The 18,734-nt window shown below is 48.0% G+C and carries 17 protein-coding genes, 1 pseudogene and 1 other annotated feature; of the genes and pseudogenes, 4 read left to right on the top strand and 14 right to left on the bottom strand.

Annotation, left to right across the window (positions count from 1 at the left end; translation table 11 throughout):
• Nucleotides 1-139: 139 nt before the first annotated feature.
• Complete coding sequence (locus K331_RS0123255) at nucleotides 140-778, bottom strand: SdpI family protein (RefSeq protein WP_028592120.1); 639 nt, start codon at nucleotides 776-778, stop codon at nucleotides 140-142.
• Nucleotides 762-1,046: an autorepressor SdpR family transcription factor gene (locus K331_RS0123250; RefSeq protein WP_025679336.1), complete on the bottom strand. Its 285-nt coding sequence runs from the start codon at nucleotides 1,044-1,046 to the stop codon at nucleotides 762-764. Before K331_RS0123250 ends, K331_RS0123255 begins: the two co-directional genes overlap by 17 nt.
• A 193-nt stretch (nucleotides 1,047-1,239) precedes the next feature.
• Nucleotides 1,240-1,525 (top strand) — a binding site (T-box leader).
• Between the two features lie 84 nt (nucleotides 1,526-1,609).
• Between K331_RS0123250 and K331_RS0123245 the strand changes: the two genes are divergently transcribed.
• On the top strand, nucleotides 1,610-3,262 hold the full coding sequence (locus tag K331_RS0123245) for a 2-isopropylmalate synthase (protein ID WP_028592119.1): 1,653 nt from the start codon (nucleotides 1,610-1,612) through the stop codon (nucleotides 3,260-3,262).
• A 271-nt stretch (nucleotides 3,263-3,533) separates the two neighbouring features.
• Here K331_RS0123245 and K331_RS0123240 read toward each other — a convergent pair whose 3' ends face one another.
• Nucleotides 3,534-4,724, bottom strand: coding sequence for a sn-glycerol-1-phosphate dehydrogenase (locus tag K331_RS0123240; protein ID WP_051289987.1), 1,191 nt, complete (start codon nucleotides 4,722-4,724; stop codon nucleotides 3,534-3,536).
• Nucleotides 4,725-4,905: 181 nt separating this feature from the next.
• On the opposite strand from K331_RS0123240, the gene K331_RS30315 reads away from it, so the two are divergent.
• On the top strand, nucleotides 4,906-5,112 hold the full coding sequence (locus K331_RS30315) for a hypothetical protein (protein WP_036635661.1): 207 nt from the start codon (nucleotides 4,906-4,908) through the stop codon (nucleotides 5,110-5,112).
• Here the strand turns inward: K331_RS30315 and fosB are convergent.
• From fosB to K331_RS0123195, 8 genes and pseudogenes are all read right to left on the bottom strand, one after another.
• Entirely contained in the window at nucleotides 5,091-5,531 is a 441-nt protein-coding gene (gene fosB, locus K331_RS0123230; protein WP_028592117.1) for a metallothiol transferase FosB, read from the bottom strand. The two genes, K331_RS30315 and fosB, sit on opposite strands and share 22 nt — an antisense overlap.
• Nucleotides 5,532-5,644: 113 nt before the next feature.
• Entirely contained in the window at nucleotides 5,645-6,052 is a 408-nt protein-coding gene (locus K331_RS0123225) for a MarR family winged helix-turn-helix transcriptional regulator (protein WP_404821521.1), read from the bottom strand.
• 272 nt (nucleotides 6,053-6,324) lie between these two features.
• Nucleotides 6,325-6,993 (bottom strand): NAD(P)H-dependent oxidoreductase, encoded by a 669-nt coding sequence (locus tag K331_RS0123220; protein ID WP_028592115.1) that lies wholly within the window; start codon nucleotides 6,991-6,993, stop codon nucleotides 6,325-6,327.
• A 168-nt stretch (nucleotides 6,994-7,161) separates the two neighbouring features.
• Nucleotides 7,162-7,775: pseudogene (locus K331_RS33155) on the bottom strand (IS30 family transposase).
• A gap of 259 nt (nucleotides 7,776-8,034) precedes the next feature.
• Entirely contained in the window at nucleotides 8,035-8,487 is a 453-nt protein-coding gene (locus tag K331_RS0123210; RefSeq protein WP_025679341.1) for a PTS sugar transporter subunit IIA, read from the bottom strand.
• A 46-nt stretch (nucleotides 8,488-8,533) separates the two neighbouring features.
• Entirely contained in the window at nucleotides 8,534-9,907 is a 1,374-nt protein-coding gene (locus K331_RS0123205) for a PTS fructose transporter subunit IIC (RefSeq protein WP_028592114.1), read from the bottom strand.
• A gap of 7 nt (nucleotides 9,908-9,914) precedes the next feature.
• Nucleotides 9,915-10,871, bottom strand: coding sequence for a 1-phosphofructokinase (gene pfkB / locus K331_RS0123200; RefSeq protein WP_028592113.1), 957 nt, complete (start codon nucleotides 10,869-10,871; stop codon nucleotides 9,915-9,917).
• Between the two features lie 77 nt (nucleotides 10,872-10,948).
• Complete coding sequence (locus K331_RS0123195) at nucleotides 10,949-11,713, bottom strand: DeoR/GlpR family DNA-binding transcription regulator (RefSeq protein ID WP_036635658.1); 765 nt, start codon at nucleotides 11,711-11,713, stop codon at nucleotides 10,949-10,951.
• A gap of 756 nt (nucleotides 11,714-12,469) precedes the next feature.
• On the opposite strand from K331_RS0123195, the gene pelA reads away from it, so the two are divergent.
• Nucleotides 12,470-13,645, top strand: coding sequence for a pectate lyase (gene pelA / locus K331_RS0123190; protein WP_028592111.1), 1,176 nt, complete (start codon nucleotides 12,470-12,472; stop codon nucleotides 13,643-13,645).
• Between the two features lie 338 nt (nucleotides 13,646-13,983).
• Nucleotides 13,984-14,946: an arsenic resistance protein gene (locus K331_RS0123185; RefSeq protein ID WP_028592110.1), complete on the top strand. Its 963-nt coding sequence runs from the start codon at nucleotides 13,984-13,986 to the stop codon at nucleotides 14,944-14,946.
• Between the two features lie 128 nt (nucleotides 14,947-15,074).
• Here K331_RS0123185 and gndA read toward each other — a convergent pair whose 3' ends face one another.
• The 3 genes from gndA to zwf are packed head-to-tail and all read right to left on the bottom strand — an operon-like array spanning nucleotide 15,075 to nucleotide 18,725.
• Nucleotides 15,075-16,481: an NADP-dependent phosphogluconate dehydrogenase gene (gndA, locus tag K331_RS0123180; protein ID WP_028592109.1), complete on the bottom strand. Its 1,407-nt coding sequence runs from the start codon at nucleotides 16,479-16,481 to the stop codon at nucleotides 15,075-15,077.
• Nucleotides 16,482-16,511: 30 nt separating this feature from the next.
• Complete coding sequence (gene fsa / locus K331_RS0123175; protein WP_018885980.1) at nucleotides 16,512-17,177, bottom strand: fructose-6-phosphate aldolase; 666 nt, start codon at nucleotides 17,175-17,177, stop codon at nucleotides 16,512-16,514.
• A gap of 30 nt (nucleotides 17,178-17,207) precedes the next feature.
• On the bottom strand, nucleotides 17,208-18,725 hold the full coding sequence (gene zwf, locus K331_RS0123170) for a glucose-6-phosphate dehydrogenase (protein WP_028592108.1): 1,518 nt from the start codon (nucleotides 18,723-18,725) through the stop codon (nucleotides 17,208-17,210).
• Nucleotides 18,726-18,734: the final 9 nt, after the last annotated feature.

Raw genomic sequence — 18,734 nt, 5'->3', positions numbered from 1 at the left:
GATGATGACACACATTCCAACAAGCACTGCAAACCGAATTGACGGTATGCAGTGCTTTCTTAATAGTAGGAATGAAGGAATGAAGTACAGCTTTCTGCTAAAAAAGAGTAGGGGTGCTCAGCTCTGCGTGATTCAAGGTCTAAACTCCCTTTTTGTACAATGAAAAAGAGTATACGGCTGGAGCAACCACAATCAGCACTATGATTGCAACGATCGCAACCTCCACAAATACGTTCAAAAACGACGTCAAGATCATAAGAATCCCACCTAATATCCAGAGGTAGCCCGCTGCACGATGTGTTCTATTCCAATTCTCCTGGCTTGCCAGTGTCCATGGAAGCTTAACTCCCACCGTATAGCTCTGCTTGCTCTTAGGTAAATAGTTACCGATTACAATCAGTAACATGCCAACAAAGGATGGGGCAATCGTCTGGATCGGCAAGTCTGCACCCAGAGCCTTGAAGAGCGTGATCGGCATGAGGATGAGCGACAAGACAGGAATGATCCATAAGCCGAGTTTTCTTAAGACAGGGGCCACATTCATCTTTTTAGGATCATTGTTAATCACAATATGGACGATAATGTTAAGAGCAGCCAAGCAGAGTGGGAACACGAAAGCCACAACCGCCTTTGACATATAATTATCTGGCTTACCTGCTACATCCCAATGCACAGCTATCTGCGGAGGTAATTGTTGGTAGAGCGTCAGCGATAAAATAATCGGCAATACACATACCACTGTTGTAATAAGCTGCATCGAGCTACCTTTGATCCTCATCTTGTTTCCCCCCCTTAAATTGTGAAAACCACAGCATGACTTCTTCAAAGACCGACACATTAATCTCATAGTAGATATAATTTTTATATTTCGTTTCAAAAACAAGACCGGCCTTCTTCAACTGTGACAGATGGTACGAAATGGTCGCACCCGTCATCTCGAAATGCTGCCCAATCTCCCCAGCTGACATTTTGCCATGCTTGAGCATGACCAGGATATCCCGTCTCACTGGATCAGATAGGGCTTTGAATGTCTCTGGGAAACCCAAATGCATCGCCTCTTTTTTCTATTTAGAATTTCATCTAAATACATTATCACTTATGGTGAGAGTTATAGCAATACCTATTTCGAATAAAATCTAAATAGAAACAATACCCATAAAATAATTTACCGTCGGATAATTAATTGGACTGGATTTTGTCAGACAGCCCTGCTATGATAGACCATATCCATATACGACTCTAAACGCTTGGATAAGGAGTAGTACTCGTAGGACTGATTCTCAGAAAGCCGCCGGATGATGCGAGGCGGTAGAGGAAATACGGGGAACTCGCCTTGGAGCGGCTATGCGAAATTCGGGTAGAACCCTTAATTGGGCTATACCGAAAAGTAGTTGTTGACGGGTGCCCACCGTTATCAAGGGACAGACATCACGCTCAATGATATGAGCACGTGTCTGATGAGGGTATGAACGTTTGTTCATAAACAGGAGTGGTACCGCGGAAGCTCAAGTCTTTCGTCTCCGGCTGCATGTGCAGTCGGGGCGAAAGGCTTTTTTGTTGTTACTTTATACCCAAGAATAACTAAGAATAACCGAGGAGGATAATTACGATGATGGATCACACCAAGTATGCAAAAGGCTATTTTATGCCACCCGTGCGTTCAATGAATTGGACGCAGAAGGATCATATCGAGAAGTCCCCGATCTGGTGCAGCGTCGATCTGCGCGACGGCAACCAAGCATTGATCGAGCCCATGAATCTGGAGGAGAAGGTGGAGATGTTCCAGATGCTCGTCGACATCGGCTTCAAGGAGATCGAGATTGCTTTCCCGGCAGCCTCTGATACGGAATTCCGCTTTTTGCGCACTTTGATTGAAGGTGGCCTCATTCCCGAGGATGTAACTGTGCAGGTACTGACACAAGCCCGGGAGCATATTATCCGCCGGACGTTCGAAGCGCTGCATGGCGTTCCAAACGCTATTGTTCATCTGTATAACTCGGTCTCCTTAGCTCAGCGTGAGCAGGTGTTCCGCAAATCCCAGGAGGAGATTAAGGCTATCGCCGTAGAAGGCGCGAAGCTGGTCAAGGAGCTGGCCGCAAGCACACCAGGACGTTTCACCTTCCAATACAGCCCAGAGAGCTTCCCGGGTAGTGAGGTCGAATTTTCCCTGGACATCTGTAACGCTGTACTGGATGTATGGCAGCCTACTGCAGATCATAAGGCGATTATCAACATTCCAACTACCGTCGAGACAGCTATGCCTCATATATTCGCTAGTCAGGTAGAGTATATACACAATCATCTGTCCTACCGTGAGCATGTCATTCTGTCCGTCCATCCTCACAACGACCGTGGAGGCGGCGTGTGCGATGCCGAATTCTCTGTTCTCGCTGGAGCAGAGCGGGTTGAAGGAACCTTGTTCGGCAATGGAGAACGTACAGGCAACGTGGATCTGATCACCTTGGCACTGAACCTCTATTCACACGGTGTCGATTCGGGGCTCGACTTCTCGGATATCGTTGGCATCAGTGAGACCTATGAACGCCTGACGAAAATGCGAGTGTATGAGCGTCAGCCATATTCCGGATCGCTCGTGTTCACGGCCTTCTCAGGCTCCCATCAGGATGCTATTGCCAAGGGCATGAAGTGGCGTGAAGAGCATGACTGTCCGACCTGGACGGTTCCTTATCTACCTATTGATCCAGCAGACCTTGGCCGCAAGTACGAGACGGATGTCATTCGTGTCAACAGCCAGTCTGGTAAAGGCGGTGTCAACCACCTGCTGGAACGCAGCTTTGGATTGAGACTCCCTGATAAAATGAAGGAAGAAATGGGGTACCTGGCTAAAGGCGTCTCGGACAAGGAACAAAAGGAGCTGCTCCCGGATGAGATACTGCGTATTTTCGAAGCAGAGTACATTCGAGACAATGGCCCACTGCAGCTGGAATCGTATCATTTTGAGCAAAAGAACAAGCTCACTACCACCTTCATGAAGGTCACACACGAAGGTAATGAAGTGACCATCGAGGGTAAAGGAAATGGACCACTCGATGCTGTCAGTAATGCTCTGAAAAGCCGCTTCGAGCTGAACTACGAACTGAGTGTGTATGAGGAGCACTCGCTGGGTAGCGACTCCGCTGCCCATGCTATTGCCTATGTTGGGCTCAAGGCTCAGGGCAAGCTGATCTGGGGTGTAGGCAAGGACGAGGATATTATAAAGGCCTCGGTGCTCGCCCTGGTGTCTGCTGTCAATCGCTTGTAGCCATAGCAGCTGTTACTCCATCTGTAAGAGCTATGAAGCACAGCTGTAAGGCTCCATAGCGATGTCGCCCATCTGTCTTGTAAGCAACAAACGATTATGTAGTAAGTAAGCCAAGATAGCAGCTACCATCGTATCTCCTTCTCGGGACGACAACGGCGTTATTCTTCATCCGAGCGTAATGGCTTGGGTGAGTAATAACGCCGTTTTTTTACATGTATTATTGAATAAATTCACGAAAAACTCACAAGAACACTTCTGTTATTCGCGCTAGCTAGCTGCGGCTAAGCTCTTGGAGCTTACTGGAATCAATCAGATTATGATCGTTCAGATATTTCAAGCCAGTATACCGATCGCGGAGCGTATGGGCTGTGTGCACAGCTCGCTCCAGCATGTCCTCTGTTACATCCAGTTCATCGAAGCGCCCGGGGCCCCCCACTTGCTGCAGCCAGTCCCGCATTTGCTGCGAATCAGGAAGGGTCGTGTAGACCTGAAATGCACTCTCCGGCTCCTGCACGGCCAGCTCCTTATACAAGTCCGTAAGCAGCGCTGCAGCTACACCTACCTTGGCTCCATGCAGCACCTGCGGCCGCTCCTGTGCCAGCAGCTCCATTTCAATTCGATGTGAAATATGATGCTCCCCACCAGATGCAGGTCGAGAATGGTCTATGATTAACATAGAGATTCCCGAGGCGATCAGTGCTCGAATCAGCACGTCGATTCCATGCAGGCTTCCTGCAGCAATCTCATCTACATGCTCTATACAAGCCAGCAGCGCCTCTTCTGTCATCTGCGCAGCAAGGGGGCAGTATGGCTCCTGAGCCATGTCCCGTGACACCTTCCAATCCGCAAGTGACGTGTATTTGCCGAGCATATCGCCAAAGCCTGCAGCCGTCATCGTCTGTGGTGCCGATGCCAGCAAGGAGACATCTGCGAAGATAGCTTCTGGTGCCACAGTCTGAATCGTCCGCTTCACCCCATCCAACAGTAGTGGGGCGCCAGCCGAAGTGAACCCATCCACCGAGGCTGCTGTCGGGATCGATATGAAAGGAAGCTTACGCATAGAGCAGGCAAATCGCGTCAGATCATGAATAGTGCCTGATCCCACAGCCAGAACAGCCTCTGTCGTAGAGGAAATACCAAGTAGCACCTTCACCATATAGCGCTCATCAGCAACAACATCCCCTGCACTATTGAGAGGTAGACATACCTCTTCGGCCTGAATTCCGGCCTGCTGCAGCAGCCCGAGTACCCGATTTCCCGCTGCAGCAGCCGTATGCGGATCGTCAATCACCGTTACATGCTCATACCCTTTGTCCTGTAAATAAGATGCGATGTCCTCGAGCGCATGATCACTAATCACGGTGTACATATCTACATGATGATGGTTGCTGCCACATGGGCAAGCCTCTGCTTCGGCATTCCAAGTGGCAATCCGTTCATTCATATTCGTGTGAGCTGTCATTCGCAAGTGCCTCCTGTCAGGAATTTTACCAATCCTAGGTTTACAATGCGCACGATCTTGTCAATCCTTATTCTATTAGACTCTTTAATTGTACGCACAACTTGGGGCAACGTCTACCTTATGGTAATAGCAATCCACCGGACCTACTATTTTGTGAATGCAGGAAAGGAGTGAAACTACTATGAAAGCTTCTATTGATGTAATCAGCGCGCTTGGACTACTAGGCGGGACTACACTAGGCAGTGGAGTGGCATTTATAATGCAATGGCAGGCCTATGCTGCGATGACATCCGTAGCTGTCTGCGGAATATTGGGAGTAGTGGTACCCCTACTTGTTCTGGGTGTACGGGCAGCAAGGCACAGACATCAGTCCCGCGCAGATTCTTGAGGGTAGAAGCTCATATGCTGCTTCTCTCTCGCATAATAATCCAGCCGATCCTGTAGCGTGCCTGTATGAAATTCAAAGCGGTGACCGTCCGGGTCTACGAAATATATCGACTTACGGTCCTGCTTGTCTCGAGGACGGCCAGGCAGTATATGAACATTCATTTGGATTAATTTTGCATGTACCTCGTCGAAGTCCTCCTCCAGGATTGTAAAGGCAATATGCGTATAAGCCTCATTCACCGGGACTCGTGTGATGTGGGCTTCTTCATTTAAAGCAAGCCACATCCCGCACAGATCGAAATAAGCTGTCGTCCTCCCCTGCACGAGTAATGTGGCACCAAATACATTTCGGTAGAACTCAATGGAGCGCTCCAGACTGGATACTGAGAACAAAAAATGATTCAAACCTTGAATGCGCATATGAAATAGTCCCTTCCGTAGAGTATTAGTAAATAGACGCACAACAAAAAAAGACCAAATTCGAAAAAAGCGGATGCAGTAAGAGTAGCTCCTCCTTTTCCAAATCAGATCCTTCATAAATGCTGCTTATCTGTCTTGATTGTTCCAACATTTGCATGTAGCTTTGTTAATACTTTCCTAAAAGCATTACGCTCTTCTTCACTGATATCAGTGAGTAATTCCTGTACAAAACGCGCTTTCTCAATTTGGGCGTTCTCGATCAATTCCCTGCCATAATCCGTAAGACGGACCAGGACAAAGCGATTATCCTCATCCTTTTTTCGTCTGAAGATGATCCCCTGCTCCTCAAGCTGTTTGATGTGTCTAGTAACCGCCGATTTATCAATCGTAACTTTCTTTTGCAAGTCTCCTTGACTGATTTCAATCTCTTGATAGATCAAGGATAAGATTTCAAATCGAGATTGGCTAACGCTGATACATGCATCAAACGTAGTATTGATTACTTTGTTAACACCGTACATCTGGTATAACAGTTCAGCTTCCTGCGACCAATCTGTTTTCAAGAATCATCCCCTCTTTCTCTTATGGTAGATCGTTTATATCGTTTTACAATGTATTAGACACTATACAGCCTTAGCTTTCATTTTACAAGCAAGCATGAGCATTTAGCGGCAGTAGAGCAGCTTTGAGCAATGCACCCGCGGCATTTCATCCGCTAGAGCCATGAAAAAAAGAGCTGCTGGCAAGAAGCAACTCTCTGTACCATGAATTAAATACTACACATCTGCACGATTTATCTCCATACTACGATATCATTCAGGCTTTGTCTTGTTTTTGGACGTTTTGGCTCCTCTAACCGATACCCAAAGGCCACCAGGCAGGCTACTCCAAATTCATTATCATCAATAATTCCTTCTTCTACAAATAATTCACACACTTTCTCACGATCAATACCTTCAATGGGGCAGGAATCAATACCGATTTGAGCTGCAGCCGTCATCATATTTCCCATGGCGATGTAACTCTGCTTGCAGGCCCATTCATACATGAGTTGCCCGTCACCGCCGAGCTCGACTTCTGTGAATTTGTTGTACATACGTGAAACGAATTGTGCAATGTCATCTGGCATACGTTGGATGTCCTTCATCATTCTCGTAACGTGCGGAGAATCGGAACTGAGCCCGCTTTCTTTTCTAGCTAATACAAACAGAAGGTGGCTGGCCGTAGGCAATTGTCCCTGGGCACCAGGGGTCACAGGCTTTAATTTTTCGCGTAGCGTGGCATCCTGCACCACAACGAACTTCCAGGGTTCAAGTCCGAATGAACTTGGTGATAATCTTCCTGTCTCAAGAATGAACTCAAAATCGTCATCAGAAATCGTCTTATTGATATCAAAGGATTTACATGCGTGCCTAAATTGATAAGCTTTCAAAATTTCTTGTTTTCGTGCTGTATCTGTCATTTGCAATCATCCTCCATGAAATAAAACAAAATTAGTTGATGTATAAACCAATTATTCAGATATAGTTTATACATCAACAGTTTATATATAAACAATATATAGTATCAACTCCTTTTCTGCAAGTAACTTCTTAAGACATTTCAATTAATAAATACAAACGACGGATTGTCAAGCTAAGTGCGACAGTTCCTCAGAAAAGAATTCGTGAGCGGTTCTCCACCCCAAGCATTTTCGTGGTCTGTGATTGATTAAGCGGAGGACGGTCTCCAGAGCTTCATCCGTGATTTGTGCAAAATCCGTCCCCTTGGGGAAAAACTCTCGGAAGAGACCATTGGCGTTCTCATTCAAGCCGCGTTGCCAGGAGGAGTACGGATCTGCAAAATACACCTGTACATTATGAGTGGCGTCCAGGCTGGCGTAACAGGTAAACCCCTTGCCCCGGTCTGCGGTAGCGGTTCGAAATACCTCGGCAGGATACTGCGAGGCCGCTACGCCAAAGGCAATCTCCATAGACAAAGCGGTACGGTCAGGCATCCGAATAGCGGTGTACAGGCTTCAGGTGTCCATTTGCCGAGTGGAACAGACACCTGACAACGCTTGGCATAGTTGTCCTGGGAGCGTTCCGCCTGATAGGGAACTGCTGCTGGATTTCGGTGTAATTCGCGGCTGATGGTTGCGTGATGCCGGCCTAATTCTTTAGCAATGGCTCTGGCACTTTTCCCCTGCTGGTGGAGGATTTCTAGCTTGCTGCGCTCGATTATGCTAAGATGTGTGTAGCTCATGGTGGATTCTCCTTGTGTGAATGCGTGGTGTAGGAACCTTCATTCTACACGAATCCGGCCATGGGCCCTTTTTTTTTATTTCCAGCGGGTGTCGCACTTCATATTACAATCCGTCAAACGAAAAAAAGCCGCCTTAAGCGAAATCTTGCTTAAGACGACTACCTTATCCTTCTATTCTTGTGGAGGTCATAATACCCTCAATTTACTGAACTGTTCGCTACAGTAGCCATTACCGTATGCTCAGTTCATCCATGCTGCATTAGATGCTCTTGAGCACCTCAGTCACCTCAGCAGGAGTCTTCGCCTGCAGAAGGCTGTTGCGGAATTCTTCATGAATCAGCTTGCGGGACAGAGCGACGAGAATCTGCAAATGCTCGTTTCCTACATTTTCTGCCGGAACTGCGATCAAGAACACGATAGATACAGGCTGATCATCCAAAGACTCCCATTCCGTTGGTTCTGCCATTCTTGCGAAGGCCAGACCTGCACGGGCTACTCCAGAGGATTTACCGTGTGGAATAGCTACACCGAACCCGATACCTGTGGAGCTGGATTGCTCACGAGTCAGGACAGCCTGTACGTAGCTCTCAGCATCCGTTACTGCGCCAGTTTTTTGGAGCCCCTCCACCATCCGGCGGATTACGTCCTCCTTGCTGCCAGATTCCAGTGGCAGAAAGATGGTCTCCTCAGTCAACAAATCATGTATATTCATGTATGTCATCTCCTTTAAATCATTTCCTGTGGATCATTATGAGCTGTTAGACCGTAATTTTATTCCGTTTCAGGATATTTACAAGCACGGCAGTTACTACAGTACCGATAACAATGGCTAGTGCATACAGCAATACATTTGTGATTGCATTCGGAATCGCCATGACGAAGATCCCGCCATGTGGCGCACGAAGTGCAGCACCGAAGGCCATGGACAGGGCACCAGCAACTCCTGAACCCACCATGAATGCTGGAATCATACGAAGCGGATCAGCCGCACCGAATGGAATAGCGCCTTCCGTGATAAAGGACAATCCGAGGAAGCCCGCAACTTTACCAGCGCCACGCTCTTCTGTCGTAAATTTCTTAGGTGCCATTACCGTTGCCAGCCAGATGCCCAGTGGAGGAGTCATACCAGCTGCCATAACTGCTGCCATTGGGCCGAATACACCACTCCCCAGCAGACCTACAGCGAACGTATAAGCCGTCTTGTTGAATGGACCACCCATATCAATAGCCATCATCGCACCAAGCACGGCACCCAGCAGAACAGCGTTGACAGAACCCATGGATTGCAGCCAGCTTGTCAACGCTCCCATGAGCGCAGCCAATGGTGTACCGATTACATAATGCATCAACAGACCTACGATCAGTACGGACAGCAGTGGTATCAATAGAATTGGCTTCAAGCCCTCGAAGGACTTAGGAAGCTTGATTACCTTGATCAGGAATTTCACGACGTAGCCTGCCAGGAAACCGGCAATAATACCACCGAGGAAGCCAGCACCTAGCGAACCCGCCATCACGCCACCAACTAATCCTGGTGCAAGACCTGATTTACCTGCAATCGAGAAAGCAATAAAACCAGCGAGGATTGGGATCATCAGGCCCATGGCCGCGCCACCAATCGCCCCAAGGGATGCGCCCAGGCTGCCTTCTGGAGGATTAATTCCCCACAGGAAGGACAGGGCAATGATAAGTCCACCTGCCACTACGAGCGGAAGCATGTTGGATACACCGTTCATAAGGTTCTTATAAATGCTGTTGCCAGATGATGTTTTGGTCTCTGCAGAGCTTTTCTCCGTACCAGCAGACGAGGAGGCTACAGGTGCAGTGGCTTCCTTGGCGAGAGCTTGCTCAATCAATTCTCCTGGAATCTTGATCCCTTGTGCTACAGGCACTTTGACGACAGGCTTGCCTTCGAAGCGACTTTCATCTACATCGGTATCTGCGGCAATAATGATGGCATGTGCTTCAGCAATCTCTTCAGGAGTAAGTCCGTTCTCTACGCCGACCGCACCACGTGTCTCTACTTTAATTTGGACATTTTTCTCATTGGCAGCCTTCTGAATGGATTCAGCAGCCATATACGTATGGGCAATACCCGTTGGACAGGCCGTAACAGCTAACAGCTTTTTCATTATTCATTCACCCTTTTTTCGCATTATGAATTACTTGAATATCAACCGCTTCCAGATGGGACTCCACTTCTGCCAAGGTACACACCTCTGTACCTGGCTTGGAAGCAGTAATACTTCCTGCTGCTGTCGCCCATCTGGCTGTCGTAAGCAATGAGCGATTATGCAGCAGACAAGCCGAGATGGCAGCTACCATTGAATCTCCTGCTCCGACCGTACTCTGAGGCACAATCGGGAAGGGGCGGGCTCGGATCACTTCATCAGCACTTACCAGAATAGATCCATCACCACCCATTGACACCACGACCCACTCAATCCCCTGCTCCAGTAGACTTTGGCAGGCTTGAACAACAGCATCATCGGAATCAAGCGGCTTGCCTACCAGCTGCTCCAGCTCGTGGATATTCGGCTTGACAGCGAACGGTATGGCTTGTAGCCCCTGCTTGAAGGCTTCGCCGTCAGCATCCAGAATCGTCTTGACTCCCTTTGACTTGGCCAGCTCACCAATCTGTCTATAGGTATCCTCAGGCATGCCTGGCTGTAGACTTCCTCCAAGTACAAGCACCCCAACCTCTCCTAATAGACGCTCAAGCTGAGTATGGAAGGTGCTTGCTTCCTCCACCGTAATACCGTTTCCACGTTCATTCACTTCCGTGGTCACCTTGCTCTCGGAATCCACGATCTTCAGATTGGTGCGAGTCTCTCCCTCTACCTTCACAAAAGCCTGCTCTATCCTCATGACCTGAAGTCGATCCAGGAGCTGAGTACCTGCATATCCTCCTGCAAAGCCTGTAGCCACAACAGGTTCATTGAAGCTCTTCAGCACTTTGGCTACATTTATGCCTTTGCCCCCTGCGTCTACTCGCATCTCCTCAATACGATTCAGTCCGCCGACCTGAAACCCCGGCAGTGTAACCGTCTTGTCAAGTGCAGGATTCAAGGTCACGGTTAGGACTTTGTTCTTCACCTGTGCTGACTCCTTTCCAAAAAGCTCTATAATCTCCTACCTTCAAAGCTCTGTAATCTCCTACCTTGCACAAAGCATCATACGATGGTTACCACAATGCCTAGCTTTCGCATGGCAAGAATACTGTTCTCCGGCACCTCTTTGTCGAAAATACCGTGATGCACCTGACTTAGCTCAGCTACCTTGGCGAAGGCCACTTTGCCAAACTTACTATGATCTGCTAATAACACGACCTCATTCGCAATATCCATCATCTTGCGCTTCGCCGCTGCCTCGACCATATTGGGTGTCGTCAGCCCCGCCCGTGCATCAATACCATTCATAGCAATGAAGGCTTTGTCTACTCGGATCATATCCAGCGCAGCCTCGGTGATGGGGCCGACAAAAGCCTGTGTCTCCGGGCGAAGCATCCCACCCGTCAGCGATACCTCAATGTCTCGACAATCCTTAAGCTCATTCAACACTAGCAAGGAATTGGTCACCACACGGATATCTGACATCCGGCGAATTTCGCGGGCCAAATGGAGCGTAGTCGTGCCCGCATCGAGCAGCAAAGTATCACCGGGTCGAATGAGCTCCGCGGCTTCACGAGCAATAGCGGCCTTTTCCTCACGGAATAAGTCTTCCTTATCAATGATGGCGGGCTCGATGTTCGCACTCTCCAGGGATACTGCTCCACCATGAGTTCGCTTAAGAAGCTGAGCTTCTTCAAGCTCCTTCAGATCTCGGCGGATCGTAGACTCAGAGACCTGAAACACCTCGCTTAGCACCTGTACGGATGCCCGCTGGTTTTGTTGAATATATTGAAGCAGTCTTGGCTTCCTTTCTTCCTCATACAACATCTAGGACCACCCCGATTCGGTCGAAAAGCACTCCTATGCAGGCTGCTAAATTCCTTTAGAGTCTTAGAATGTGTCTTCCGCCCTGTTCTTCATACATTTACAACCCGAATAGCTTCTTCATTTTACGACCATTTCATCGCCATTCGTTCTGTAAAGGACACCCATCAACATTGCAATAAGAGCTTCTCGATAAAATGATCATTTATGATTCTTTGTGCTCATTTGTGATTATAATAGCGGTTACATCAAAAGTAAATAGCTATTTTTAGATTTAATCGAGCATATTATTCCACAAAACAGTCACAAACGAGCACCAAACAGCATATATCCACCATATGTTCCCAGAAGCATAGGTGATCTGTAAAAAAAGCAGCCTCAAAGCTTAAATTTTGCGCATATATTATGGTAATAAATTCTTAATTTGTTGTCATTCATCCAAATAGTTACTTGACAAAAATGCTCATAAGAAGGTACATTATAAGCGTTGTGGCGTGGTTGTTTTTTCCATTCATTGAAAACTTTAATTCATTTAATGTTTTCTCATGGAGAGGAGGGACTGAGCGTTTTATTTTTTAGTCACATTTGTAATCGCTTACATTTTAACTGATTAAACTCTTTGATTTAATTGAGTCATAAAAGTTAGTTGAACTACTGAACCAGGAACTACTGAACCAGGAACCATTGTTCCATGGATGTCTGTTCGTTAGTATCATCCACGCTTGAGACTTCCAAAATACTTGTAGCAGGAGGTACTTTATGTCGAATCATTCGTTCAAAAAGTTCATGCTGCCATGCCTTACGGCTGGATTAATCTTGGGAACACTCCCTGTTGGTGTCATCTCGGCTGATGCTTCCTTGGCTGGGCAGACATCCCCTAGCGAGACCACCATTGCGGCCACAGATCTCTCACTTGCTTCTATAAACACCGACAGTTTGTTGAATAAGCACAGAGATATTAGTAATTTTATAAGTGGCAATCTGAGCACCGATACCACATTAGCCAACAATATCTTGACCTGGCAAATGCCTCATGGTGGGTTCTACAAGGATATGCTGGATCAATACAAAAAGCCGTGGAATGGCTCTGAAGCCAAGTCAGGTTGGGTGGCCTCTGGGGTCGAGCTTGGAACAATTGACAACAAGGCCACTGTAGCAGAAATCCGTTTCTTGGCCTACATGTACAATCAGACAGGCAATGAAGCGTATAGAACAAGCATGCGCAAAGCCGTGGATTTCATTATCGGTATGCAATATTCATCTGGTGGATTCCCACAAGTCTTTCCGAAGCGTGGCAACTATTCTGATGCTGTGACCTTCAATGATGATGCCATGGTTCGCGTAATGGTGCTCATTGATGACATAGTTAACCGCAGGGGAGACTTTAGCAATAACAACCTGCTCACCAGCACCCAGCGCAACAATCTGAATACGGCCTTGAATAAAGGCGTGGATTACATTCTAAAATCACAGATTGTCAACAATGGAGTACGGACGGTATGGTGCGCACAGCATGATCCGGTTACTTTTGCTCCGGTTGCAGGGCGTGCTTATGAATTGCCGTCCAAATCAGGTGGTGAATCCGTAGGTATCGTGGCCTTCCTCATGTCCAGACCGCAGACACCAGAAATTCGGCAAGCCGCTCAAGCCGCGCTTAAATGGTACGATAGTGTGCGTGTTGACGGCACCCAATATGTACGCAGGGGCCCAGATTATTTCGTAAATGATCCCTCCAGCGTCATATGGTATCGCTTTTATAATGTAGATGACAACAAACATTTCTTCGCAGATCGGGACGGTCAGAAATATTACGATATTCTGCAAATCAGTGAAGAGCGCCGTCATGGATATGCTTGGGCAGGCGCATATGCGCGCAACCTGCTGCAGCTCGCATCCGACAGCGGCTACTACACTCTCTCCAAGCCTCTGCCTTAACTCCAAAGTACAGCCCAGCAATGCAAGGCACAGAATGTAGATTTACAAATCAATATTGGTAGTTACAACAAACAGTTAGAGCGTTGAGTCAGAGCGTTGAGTCAGAGCGTTGAGTCAGAGCGTTGAGTCAGAGCGTTGAGTAAGTGCTTTGAGTTAGGACTATGGAGTCATACAGTCACAGCTATCCGGCAGAGCCAGAATGGTTGGGAGCCTATGATCTCCAAAATGAAAACGTGTTCATTTTGTCCAAATACGTGAATATAGGTGATTAACTCCGTTCCTCCCTCCTTCTTGGTCAACATGCTATAATGATTCCAGAAGAAGGGAGGACTACTACTGTGTTAGCTAGAGAACAGCTTGAAAAGCATCAGATTTCCATATATGCGGGAGCCTTGGTGCTGGGTGTTGGCCTGGGCCTTGCCAACCCCGCTGTAAATAGCATATTGGAATCTCTGATCTCACCGATCATTGCCCTCCTGCTCTACTCCATGTTTACCCAGATCCCATTCCTGCAACGTAAAGAAGCATTCGCAAGTCCCCGTTTCCTGATTGCGCTACTGTTATCCAATTTTGTACTGGTACCGATCGTGGTCTGGGCCATATTACAATGCTTTCCCACTCAATCAGTTCCCGTGTTAACTGGAATATGTCTGGTGTTACTCGCTCCGTGCATCGACTATGTTATTATGTTTACGCAAATGGGGCGAGGCAATGTAGTATACATCTTGACCGCAACCCCTGTACTTTTCATCATTCAAATTGTACTACTTCCAGTGTATCTGTACCTCTTCCTGGGAGAACAGATGTCAGGTCTGATGCAACTGGGGCCATTTATTGAGGCCTTTGTGTACCTGATTGTCATTCCCTGTCTGTTGGCTGTGCTCCTTCAAACTTGGGCTAGAAGGTCACAGAATGGAGTGCGAGGCATCGCTATCAGTGCATGGCTCCCCGTTCCTTTTATGGCCTTAACACTGTTTATGGTAGCTGCTTCACAGCTTCCCAAGCTGAAGGGTGATCTGCATCTCATTCTTCAGATTCTGCCAATCTATATACTATTTCATGTCCTGATGCCTATCTGTGCAAGTCTCATCGCTCGTTGCTTCCGACTCGAAGCGGGTGCAGGAAGAGCGCTGCTCTTCAGCTCCAGCACGCGTAATTCGTTGGTCGTACTCCCTTTAGCTCTGGCATTACCAGGAGAATGGGGTACGATCGCTGCAGCTGTAATTGTGACCCAGACCATGGTGGAACTTGTGGCCGAGCTTATCTACATAAGAACTATTCCCTGGATGATCAAAGATTAGCAAAAAGCACTCCCTTAGTCGTAAGATCAAGGAATTCCTTGAATTTACGTACTACGCAGAGTGCTTTTTGCTATTTCTATCAAAACTGAATCGCTACTTCTTGGCTACTTCATTGCCGTGGTGAACAATTACATCCATTGATGGTGGAACGTACCTTCCTTATCCACACGCTGGAACGTATGCGCTCCGAAGTAGTCGCGTTGCGCCTGCAGCAGGTTGGCCGGCAGACGCTCTGTTCGATAGCTATCATAGTATGCAAGTGCCGAAGCAAAGGCAGGAACCGGAATACCACGGGTAACCGCAATCGCAATTACTTTTCTCCAAGCATCCTGATAATCATCTACGATCTTGCCGAAGTATTGATCAAGGAACAGGTTCTTCAGCCCAGGCTCACGGTCATACGCGTCCTTGATGTTCTGCAGGAAGCCAGCACGAATGATGCATCCACCACGGAAGATCATAGCGATAGATCCGTAGTCCAGATTCCAATCATACGTGTCGGAAGCTGCTCTCATCTGAGCAAAACCTTGTGCATAGGAAGCAATCTTGCTGGCATACAGTGCCTTGCGAACGGCTTCGATGAATTCTTCACGATCACCATCAAAGCTGCTCGTTGCCGGGCCACTCAGCTTCTTGCTGGCTGCAACACGCTCTTCCTTCAACGCAGAGATGAAGCGGGAGAAGACTGACTCTGTAATGATGGACAGTGGGACGCCCAGATCCAGAGAGCTTTGGCTAGTCCATTTACCCGTACCTTTCTGACCAGCAGAATCGAGGATCACATCAACCATTGGCTTGCCTGTGTCAGGGTCTGTCTTGGAGAAGATATCAGCTGTAATCTCGATCAGATAGCTGTCCAGCTCTCCCTTGTTCCACTCGCTGAAGATTTCATGCAGCTCGGAGGAGCTAACACCTAGTACATCCTTGAGCAAATGATAAGCTTCTCCGATCAATTGCATATCTCCATACTCAATACCGTTATGCACCATCTTCACATAATGGCCTGCGCCATCTGGTCCAATGTAAGTGGAGCACGCATCTTCACCCACCTTGGCGGAGATGGCTGTCAGTATAGGCTCTACCAGTTCATAGGCACTCTTCTGTCCGCCTGGCATAATAGCTGGTCCTTTAAGCGCTCCTTCTTCCCCACCGGACACACCTGCGCCGATGAAGCGGAAGCCCTTCGCTTCCAGATCCTTACTACGACGTTGTGTATCTGGGAAGTGAGCGTTACCTCCGTCAATGATGATGTCGCCTGGCTCCAGATGAGGAACCAGAGAATCAATCGTAGCATCTGTTCCTTGTCCCGCTTGCACCATGATCAGAATCTTGCGTGGAACCTCCAGCGAGGCTACGAACTCCTCAATGCTGTAGGTCGGAAGCAGCTGTTTGCCTGCGGCTTCCTGCACGAGGGCATCCGTCTTCTCACGGGAACGGTTATATACGGAGACTGTGAAGCCTCTGCTCTCAATATTCAGGGCAAGGTTCTTACCCATTACGGCGAGTCCAATTACACCAATTTGCTGTTTGCTCATGTCTTGTTTGCCTCCAATGAATTGCTGCGATTATTGAGTTGTCTTGGCCCAATCTGCTGCGAATTTTTCCAAGCCTTGATCGGTCAACGGATGCTTGGCAATCTGCTCGATGACTGTGAATGGTACGGTTGCAATATGTGCTCCGGCCAGGGCTACGCGGGTAACGTGGTCCGGATGGCGAACGGAAGCTGCAATGATCTGTGTATCCAACTGATGCACGCGGAACAGCTCGGCAACCTTCGCTACCAGCTGTACCCCATCCTCAGAGATATCGTCCAGACGCCCCAGGAACGGAGATACGTAAGTCGCACCTGCACGCGCCGCCAGCAGTGCCTGATTCACAGTGAAGATCAAGGTTACGTTGGTCTTCACACCCTTTTGAGTGAGGTAACGGCAGGCTTCCAATCCAGCCAATGTCATCGGCAGCTTGATCGTAATATTTTTATCATTATTATTGATCTTGATCAGTTCGTTCGCTTCGGCAATCATCTCTTCTGCCGTAATCGCGTTCGGCGTTACTTCGGCAGAGACAGATTCCACATCGGGAACGGCCTGGAGAATTTCAGCAATGCGATCCTCGAATTTCACACCCTCCTTCGCCACAAGCGAAGGATTTGTTGTTACACCAGACAAAACACCGATTTTATGAGCAGTCTTGATAGCTTCCACATTAGCTGTGTCAATGAAAAACTTCATACGTAAACGACCTCCATTTGGTGTATTTTATTAGTGTTCAAGAACAACTTCCTTAGGTGCTTCAGCCGAAGCCGGAGTGTCCGTCTCCTTCTCGTCGAACCACCAGTGGTACCCATCCTGTGCCAATAGCGCATCGGCTTCAGCCGGTCCGTAGGAACCAGCGGGATACATGTAGAGTGGAACCTGGTTGTCAGCAAAGGCTTCAAGCACAGGCTGTACCCAAGCCCAGGACATCTCAACCTCATCCCAATGTGCGAAGAAGGTTGGATTCCCTTGCATTGCATCACAGATCAGACTTTCATATGCCTCTGGCAGCACGCCATCCTTCGGATGCAGATCAATGTGTATCGGCTTCAGCTTGCCATTTCCTTGTGGATCTGGTGTGTTCAGCTGTAGCGTAATCCGCTCATCTGGACTCATCTCGACAATCAGCAGATTAGGAGCGATATCTCCCTGCTCTGTACCTGTCTGCTTAAGTGGCTCCTTGAATTCGATAACAATGCGCGTAGATTTCTCCTTCAGACGCTTGCCTGTACGAATATAGAACGGAACACCACGCCAGAAATAATCATCGATCTGCAGACGAGCTGCGATAAAGGTATCATTCATGGACTCTGGTGCAATACCAGGTTCAGAGCGATAGTCTGGAACTGGCTTGCCCTGAATGGCACCCTCCGTGTACTGACCACGGATAATACTTAACCCTACCTCATGCTTTTGCACCGGCACGAGTGCCTCGATCACCTTCTTCTTCTTGGCACGCACACGATCAGCACCACTATTATGTGGAAGCTGAATAGCTGTCATCATGAGCAGTTGCAGCATATGGTTCTGGAACATGTCCCGGATCGCACCCACATGATCGTAGTAACCCGCTCGGGTCTCCACACCTACCGTTTCATTGGCCGTTATTTGCACATTTGCTATGTGATGGTTATTCCATAGCGCCTGCAGCACCGGATTCGTCTGATGAAGAGACTCCAGTCTTTGCACCATAGGCTTGCCGAGATAATGGTCAATGCGATAAATCTCATCTTCGCGGAAAGCACTGCTCAACTTCTCATTTAATTGGCGAGCAGATGGCAGATCATGTCCGAACGGCTTCTCAATCACGAGACGCTTCCATCCGTTAGCTGAGCCAAGGCCACTTGCTTGAATGTTCTCCGCAATCGGTTCAAAGAACTCAGGGCCCACGGACAGATAGAACAGGCGGTTCGGTGTTAGCCCAAGCTCTTCCTCTCTCTTCTCCACACGCTTAAGCAACTGCACGTAGTCTTCTACGTTTCCTATATTCAATACATTGTAGCGAAAGACCTGCAAGAATCGCTTCAATGCAGCATCGTCTGCTTGGCTTCTTGCAAAATTATGGATCGACTGCTCTACGTTATGTTGAAATACTTCATCTGTGAGCTCGGTTCTTCCTAATCCAATTAAGGAAAATGAATGGGGAAGCTTCTCTTGTAGGAACAACTCGTACAAGGCTGGGTATATTTTACGCTTGGCAAGATCCCCTGTCGCGCCAAACAGTATAAATGTCGTTGGATCCATTTTCCTTAC

It is taken from the genome of Paenibacillus massiliensis subsp. panacisoli DSM 21345 (assembly GCF_000426545.1).
In the GTDB taxonomy this organism is placed as follows: Bacteria; Bacillota; Bacilli; order Paenibacillales; family Paenibacillaceae; genus Paenibacillus; species Paenibacillus panacisoli.
Note: the sequence above shows the minus strand (reverse complement) of the source record. Positions and strands in the feature narration are given on the sequence as shown.